The organism is Mesorhizobium sp. M7A.F.Ca.CA.003.01.2.1, from assembly GCF_003998945.1.
GTDB classification, from domain to species: Bacteria; Pseudomonadota; Alphaproteobacteria; order Rhizobiales; family Rhizobiaceae; genus Mesorhizobium; species Mesorhizobium ciceri.
Window position 1 is genome coordinate 1 of the sequence record NZ_RZRA01000139.1, and the last position, 7832, is coordinate 7832.

Annotated in this window: 8 protein-coding genes; all 8 read right to left on the minus strand. The window is 62.2% G+C overall.

Going from position 1 to position 7832, the window contains the following annotated elements:
- The coding region (locus tag EN969_RS08460) for an FAD-binding oxidoreductase (protein ID WP_164758182.1) at nt 1-932 on the minus strand (932 nt) is incomplete at its 3' end.
- 60 nt (nt 933-992) lie between these two features.
- Entirely contained in the window at nt 993-1751 is a 759-nt protein-coding gene (locus tag EN969_RS08465) for an amino acid ABC transporter ATP-binding protein (RefSeq protein ID WP_027161621.1), read from the minus strand.
- Nucleotides 1752-1763: 12 nt separating this feature from the next.
- Entirely contained in the window at nt 1764-2843 is a 1080-nt protein-coding gene (locus EN969_RS08470; RefSeq protein ID WP_063168725.1) for an amino acid ABC transporter permease, read from the minus strand.
- A 3-nt stretch (nt 2844-2846) separates the two neighbouring features.
- Complete coding sequence (locus EN969_RS08475; protein ID WP_013530399.1) at nt 2847-4010, minus strand: ABC transporter permease subunit; 1164 nt, start codon at nt 4008-4010, stop codon at nt 2847-2849.
- A 79-nt stretch (nt 4011-4089) separates the two neighbouring features.
- A complete protein-coding gene (locus EN969_RS08480) occupies nt 4090-5124 on the minus strand; it encodes an amino acid ABC transporter substrate-binding protein (RefSeq protein WP_013530400.1) in 1035 nt (344 codons plus the stop codon).
- 86 nt (nt 5125-5210) lie between these two features.
- Complete coding sequence (locus EN969_RS08485; RefSeq protein WP_063168724.1) at nt 5211-6161, minus strand: LysR substrate-binding domain-containing protein; 951 nt, start codon at nt 6159-6161, stop codon at nt 5211-5213.
- Between the two features lie 69 nt (nt 6162-6230).
- On the minus strand, nt 6231-6980 hold the full coding sequence (locus EN969_RS08490) for an SDR family oxidoreductase (protein WP_127419070.1): 750 nt from the start codon (nt 6978-6980) through the stop codon (nt 6231-6233).
- A gap of 12 nt (nt 6981-6992) precedes the next feature.
- Nucleotides 6993-7703, minus strand: coding sequence for an SDR family oxidoreductase (locus EN969_RS08495; protein WP_082826690.1), 711 nt, complete (start codon nt 7701-7703; stop codon nt 6993-6995).
- Nucleotides 7704-7832 lie beyond the last annotated feature (129 nt).

A 7832-nucleotide genomic window follows, 5' to 3' on the forward strand; every position in this document is an offset into this window, starting at 1 on the left:
TCGCTAACCAGGCTCTGTTCCATGCCCCATTCCAGAGCCGAAGCCAGGATCTCGTCCAGGGGAACGCGTGACGACCCCGATGCCAGTTCGACCAGCAGATAGACGTCGCCCCGTGTCTCCAGTTGGTAGGCAAGGTCGGGCACGTGCTTGAGCGCCAATCGCAGGCCCACATCGGAGAAGAACTCGAGGCCAGTCAGGAATTCCCCGGCCTCGCCGCGCAGGAAGGCGCCGAACGAAACGGCGGCGGCAAAGTCGGGCAGGACCAGAAGGGCGCTCGCTTGCTGCCGAGGCTTGGGGTAGAGCCGCAGGATCGCGCGCGTGACGATGCCGAGCGTGCCCTCAGCGCCACAGAACAGCTTGCGCAGTTGATAGCCGGCATTGTCCTTCTGCACCGCGCGCAGTCCGTCCCAAATCCCGCCATCAGGCGTCACGACTTCGAGACCCAGGACGAGATCCTGCATCATGCCGTATCGGAAAGCCTGGCTGCCGCCGGCATTGGTGCCGATCAGGCCGCCGATCCTGGCGCTGCCTTCTGCGCCCAGATGCATTGGAAACATCAGCCCATGCGGCTCCAGCGCCTCGTGCAGCGTGGCCAGCACGACACCCGCCTCGACGACGATCGATCCGCTGTCCAGATACGGCTTCCCGATCGCCGTCATGCGTGACAGCGAGACGATCACCGCATTCGGCTGCTCGGCGACGGCGGCGCCGCAAAGCCCGGTGTTTCCGCCTTGCGGCACGACTGCCAGTCCGGCCTCGCGACATAGTTTGACGACACTGGCAACCTGCGACGTATTCGCGGGCCTGGCAACGCCAAGAGGTGCGACGCCGTAGCGATTGAGCCAATCGCGCTGGTAGGGCTCGGCATCCCGGCCCGAAAGCCAGCCTTTCGGCCCGAGAATCTCGTGCAGCGCGGTGGCGGGATCGGTCATTGATTTACCCGAGTTAGCTGAGGGCGTGCCGTGCGACACGTCCCGGATCGTTGCTTCCAATCAATGACCCAGCACCTGCGACAGGAATTGTCGAGTGCGCTCGTTGCGGGAAGAGGTGAAGAACTCGTCCGGAGGCGCTTCTTCGAGGATCTCGCCGCCGTCCATGAAAAGCACCCGGTCCGCCACGCGACGCGCAAAGCCCATCTCATGCGTCACGCAGATCATCGTCATGCCTTCCGAGGCAAGCGTGACCATGACGTCAAGCACTTCGGAAACCATTTCCGGATCGAGCGCCGAGGTCGGTTCGTCGAACAGCATGATCTGCGGCTGCATGCAAAGTGCGCGTGCAATGGCGACGCGCTGCTGCTGACCGCCGGACAATTGGCTGGGATATTTCATGGCCTGCTCGGGAATGCGCACCTTCTCCAGGTAGTGGCGGGCGGTTGCCTCGGCTTGCGCCCGCGGCTGCTTGCGCACGATCATCGGGGAGATCATGCAGTTCTCCAGCACCGTCATGTGCGGGAACAGGTTGAAGTGCTGGAACACCATGCCGACTTCACGCCTGATCTCGTCGATATTGCCGACATCGTCGTTGAGCTCGGTCCCGAGCACCGCGATGCGGCCGCCATTGTGCTGTTCGAGGCGGTTGATGCAGCGGATCATCGTCGATTTGCCGGAGCCGGAGGGTCCGCAGACGACGATTTTTTCGCCCCGTTGTACGGAAAGGTTTATCCCGCGCAGTGCTTGGAACGTGCCGTAGTATTTGTCGAGGTTTTCGATGCGGAGCGCCGGCTCACCGGTCGAATTGGTTGAGATCACCTGCACGCCTCCTTACCGTTCGCTGACCGACATGCGGCGCTCGAGAAAGGCGCCATAGCGGGATAGGCTGAAGACGAAGATGAAGTAGATGAAGGCGATGAAGGCATAGACTTCGACATAGGCGAAGCGCCATTCGCCGGTGCCATAGGCGGCATTGCCGGAAGCCAGGATCTCGAAGAAACCGACGATGACCACCAGCGAGGTCTCCTTGAACGAGATGACGAACTGGTTGATCGTGGCCGGCATCGCGTTGCGCATTGCCTGAGGCAGGAGGATGCGGCTGATGCGTTGCCAGTAGCGCATGCCGAGCGCCATGGCAGCCTCCTCCTGTCCTGTCGCAACGCCCTGCATGCCGCCTCTCACGATCTCAGCCTGATAGGCGGAGAAGAACAGAGCGGAGCCGAGGATCACGCGGTAAAGCTTATCGCCCTGCAGCCATTGCGGCAGCGCGAACGGCAGAACCACTGCAAAGGTGAAGAGGATCGATATCAGCGGAAGCGACCGGACCCCGTCGATGATGAGGCCGGTGGTCCGCGAAATCCAGGGCAGCTCCGACCGGCGTAGCAAGGCCAGGCAGATCGCCAAGGGGAAACCGATCAGGCAGGTGGTAACGAAGATGAACAGGGTCAGCGCCAGCCCGCCCCAGGCTTCCTCGCCGACATGGGCAAGGCCAAGCACGCCGCCTTTCATCAATAGGTAGAAAAGGCCTGTTCCGGCTCCCCATACCAGCGCGATCCGGCGGCCCGTCCAGAACGCCGGGATACAGCTCAGCACCGTCATCACCACAACGGCGACGCAGGCCAGCGCCGAGCGCCATTGTTCCTCGTAGGGATAGAGGCCGAAGAAGATGATCCGCCATCTCGCTGCGATGACCGACCAGCAGGCTCCCGCTGTCGCCTGGCAGGCTTCCGGCCCGCCGCTGGTGGTGAAGACAGCCGAGAAAACCGCCCAATTCAGCAGCTTCCAGACCAGGAAGACCATGATCGTCAGACAGGCCAGCGACACCACCGCCTGAAGCGGCGTCGCGAAGAAGCGTCGCCTCAGATCCTCAAGCCTGCCGGGAGCGGGTGGAGCGACAATGACCATCTCCATCTCTCAGCCCCTCAGTTGATTGCCCTTGAGGGCAATTGCCTTGTTGATGCGGTTGAAGACGGCGGCAAGGCTGAGGTTGATGGCGAGGAAGCCTGCCATCAGGATGCCGATCGCTTCGAGGGTTTGCCCGGAATGGTTGATCGTCAGCGCCACAATCATGAAGAAGTCGGTGAAGCCCACGGCGATGCCCATCGTCGTCGCCTTCATCAGCCAGACATACTGATTGGCAAGGATCGGCAGCATGGCACGCAGCGCCAGCGGCAGCCGCACCAGCGTGAAGACCCGCCAGGGACTAAGGCCCAAGGAAAGGGCTGCCTCGACCTGGCCGGTGCCGACAGATTTGAAGCCTCCGCGCACGATCTCCGCAATGTAGGAGCCGCCATAGATGGCGATGGCGATGGCGAGGGTGGCGAACTCCGGAGGGATACGCAGGCCGCCTCTCAGATTGAGGCCTTGCAGGGCAGGGAAGTCCAGCAGCGGCGTATCCGGCAGACGTCCGAGAGCCAGAATGATGGTCGCGCAGGCCAGTGCCGCTGCGGCGGCGGCAAACTGGATGGTGCGCCGCTGGCCGATCGGCTGGGCAAGGAGCGACGTCCTGCCCAGCCAGGCCGGCAGCACGATGGCCGCGATCACAGCCACTGTGGCTGCGGCAAACGCGGCACTGCCGACGTTCGGGAATGGGATGTAGAGTCCTCGGCTGGTGAGCAGGAAGCCCCAGGCTTCGTGCGCGCTGCGCGGCGTCGGCAGGTGCGTGATGATCGCATACCAGAAGAAAACCTGGAGGATCAGCGGAATGTTGCGGAAGATGTCCACATAGGTACGGCCGAGCAGCCGCGCCAAATCGTTCGAAGACGTCCGCGCCAGACCGACGATCGTTCCCACGATCGTCGCCAGTATCAGGCCGACGCTCCCCAGGAACAGCGTGTTGATGATGCCGATGAGGAAGTACCACCAATAGGGATCATTGGCCGTGGCGGGCAGCAGCGAGAAATTCACATCCCAACCCGTCGACTTGAACAGAAAGTCGAATCCGGAGGTGATCCCCTGATCAGCCAGGTTGCGGCGGGCGATCACGATGCCGGCAAGCACCATCGCGGCGATCGAGCCGACATAGAGGACCTGCAACAGCGCGTTGCGGACCTTTTGATTTCTCAGCAGGCTGACCATCCAAAGATCCTTGCCGAATTGTCGCCGACCCCGCCCGGCTGTGCCGGGCGGGGCCTGGAGCGGGTGAGTTAAGGACGGATCAGTCGATCACCAGCGGGAACAGGACACCGCCATTGTTCCAAAGGTTGGTCAACTCGCGGTCCATCTTGTAGGGCGAGTCCTTGCCGAGGTCGCGCTCGAAGATTTCGCCGTAATTGCCGACGTTCTTGATCACCTTGTAGGCCCAGTCATCATCGAGACCGAGACCCTTGCCCATGCCTGGCGTGACGCCGAGGAACTTGGCGACTTGCGGCGAGGTCGGCTTGGCCTTGACCTCGTCGACGTTCTTGGAGGTGATGCCTTCCTGCTCGGCGAAGATCAGCGTGCTCAGCGTCCAGTTGGCGATGTCAACCCAATTGTCGTCGCCTTGGCGCATGATCATGACTTCAGGCTCGACGGCGAGCACGTCGGGCAGGATGACATGGTCGTCGACCTTGCTCTTGGCGATGCGCGCAATGGCGAGCGTCGGGCCCCACTGCGCATAGAGATCGCAGCGTCCGGAGAAATAGGCCTGCTCGAGCTCCTCGGTCTTTTCGATGAGCACGGGTTCGAGCTTGATGCCAAGCTTGGCCGTATAGGCCGCGACCTGCTGTTCCTGCGACGTGCCGGCGGGAATGCAGATCGTGCCGCCGGCCGCATCCTTGAGCGACTTGAGGTTTAGCTCCTTGTGCGCCATCACCTTGGTCGTTCCGAGGTAATAGGACATGGAAAATTGCAGGCCGAGCTCGGTGTCGCGGCTGAGCGTGCCGCCTGACGCCTTGATGATGATGTCGACATCGCCCGATTGCAGGGACGGCCAGCGCTGCGCCCAGCTGATCGGAACGACCTTCAGTTTTGCCGGGTCGCCGAGCACGGCCGTGGCCACCGCCCGGCAGAGATCAATGTCCATGCCCTTCCAGTTGCCCTTGTCGTCGACTTCGGCGAAGCCGAGGTAAGACCCGTCATGGCCGGTGCAGTTGAGCACGCCGCGCGCCTTGACGGCTTCCAGCGTCTTGCCGCCGGCGGCTTCTGCCGGCGCTGCAAAATGCACAAGTCCAAGGGCCATGGCTGCGGCCCCCCATTTCATCGTCTTCATGTTCCGTCTCCACTGTTGAGGTTGTTTGGTTTCTTGTTGTTGGAGGCCCAAAAGTTCTCTTTCGGAGCTCGGTCTCAAAGCCGCTCCTAGTCGGAAAGCGGGGTCGGTTTCGGCACGGAGGAAATCTTCAGATCGCTGCCCCAGTCCTGCTGGGCGAGCCATCGGTGAAGGGCGGCGACCGCCTTCACGCGCAGGTGCCCGCGCGGGACGATCAGGTAGAATCCAGGAACTTCTTCCGGCCGCATATCGGCAAGGGCGTCGCGCCCGACCGGAGCGACCAGCGCGCCCGACCTCAAATCTTCCTCGGCGTCGATGACGGAGACGAGACCGACGCCGATGCCTTGCAGGGTTGCACGGCGCATGGTCGCGGCATCGTCGAAGCTGATGCTTTGGTTGCCGTCCGTCTGCTCGATGGCAAGGTGGCGTAAAATGTCTGGCCAAAGGCGCTTCGACTTGACGGTGTCCAGCAACGTGAACAACGTCAGGTCCTGCGCCGACTTGATGCTCTCGCCGATGGCCGGAGTGCAGCAGATGACCTTCGGATCAGGCACCAGCAGTATGGTCTCGTAGTCCGGCCAATTGCCGTAGCCCCACTGGACGGTCATATCGATGTCGTCGCGTCCGAAATCGGGCAGATCGACCATCGTCGTCAGGCGCAGATCCGCACCGGGCAATATCTCCCGGAACAGAGATAGGCGAGGCAGCAAATAGTGGGTCGCGAAATAGGGGCTCGCATTCAGGTTGATGCGGTCCCGGTAATTCGACTTGGTGACGCGGCGAACACCTTCGGAAAATTCGTCGAACCCAGCTTTGACATAGTGCGAGAGAAGGATGGCAGACTCGGTCAATTCGACCGACCGCCCCTTGCGTTCGAACAGTGTCACCTGAAGCGTGTCCTCCAGTAGCTTGATCTGCTGTCCGACGGCCTGCGGCGTGACCAGCAATTCATCCGCCGCCTGCCGGAAGCTCTTGTGCTGCGCGACGGCGTGGAAGACGCGAAGCGCATTCAGCGAGGGAAGGCGAAGCTTGCCGGTCATCGTCTATTCCACCTCCTTTCGCTTGCGTTCCTGTTGGACAATTCAGCGCCGCCGGCGCGCGAAAATAGCTCAGGCGTATATATAACCACCTGAAACAATTACGTTTTCTCCGGTCATGTAGGTATTCTTGGGGCCGCCGGTCATGAGAACCCACTCGGCAATCTCCGCAGGCTCGGCGCCACGACCCAGCGGGCTCGCCTTGGCCAGTTCCTCGAGGAAGCCGAGGGCCTTGGCCCGCTCCGTGGCCATGCCTGCGGGGGCCACCGAATTGACCAGGATCCCGTGTTTTGCGACGTCATGGGCAAAGGAGCGCGTCAGGCTGACCACGGCGGCCTTGGTTGCCGCATAGTGGGCGTTCTGCGGATGCGCCTTGAAGGCATCGACAGAGGTCAGGTTGACGATCCGGCCACGCACATGGCTCTTCGGCTCCTGCGATTGCATGTGGCGAACGGCTGCCACCATCATATGATAAGTGCCCTTGATGTTGATGCCATTGGAGGCATCCCAATCGGCGTCGCTGATCTCGAGGAGCGGGCGGCGAGGGTAGATCGCGGCGCAATTGATCAGCGTGTCGATACGCCCGAGCTTCGAAACGATGGCGTCGAAGGCGGCGTGGCACTGAGGGCCGACCTGGATGTCGCACAGGGCGGCCGCGGTCGGCAGGCTGTTGGCCTTTGCCGGTGCGAGAGCGGCTTCGGCGGCGTCCTGGTTGATGTCGATGATGCCGATCTTTGCAGCCCCGGCCTCTACAGCCATCCTGGCCAAAAGCGCGCCGAGGCCAGCGCCGCCGCCTACGATCAGAACGGAAAGATCCTTCATTCCAGTTTTTCCTTACTTGGCGCCGCTTGGCGAGGTTGGCCATGTCGGCATGATGTCGAAACGGGTAACGTCGGCCCATGCGGGCAGGCCGAGTACCGCGACCACCATTCCGGCCACGTCATCCGGCTGCACCACTTTGCTGGCGTACATGGCCGCGCGCGCCTTTGCGTCGAGGATGTCCTGGTAGAGCTGCGTCTCGACACGGCCGGCGACGATCTCGGTGACACGGACGCCTGATGGGGAGAGGTCGGCGCGCAACGCGGCGGCAAAGCCTGATATCGCCGCCTTGGTGGCCGAATAGACGGCAATGTTGGAATATGCCGCGTGGCCCGCGGTGGAGCCGGTGAACAGGATGTGGCCAGCCTGCCGCTCGCGCATCTGCGGAACGACGAGGCGGGTAAGCAGGATTGCCGCGCTGAGGTTGACCTCCAGCGTGGTGTCGATGTCGGAGATTTTCATGTCGGCGAAATTGCCCAACGGTGGCATGATCCCGGCATTATTGATCAGCACGTCGATGGTCAGATCCGCCAGAACAGCTTCCAGCGCCTCGCGATCGGTCACGTCGACGGCGATGGGCACGATGCCGGATCGCTCGGCCTGCAACGCCTTGAGCGCGGCCTGGCTGCGCCCGACCGCATAGACATCGTAGCCGGCGTCGCTCAGTGCGATCGTCATGGCCCGCCCTATGCCGCTTGTTGCACCTGTGATGAAGGCTGTCGTCACGTTGGCTTCCCTGATTGCCTGATTCAGTCTGCGGCCTGGGCCGATGCCGCGAAACCAAGAAAACCAGCAAAAAGGAAAGATAAACTTTCGAATTCTCTTCTCCCGCCCGAAACCTGGACAGGTGGTGAC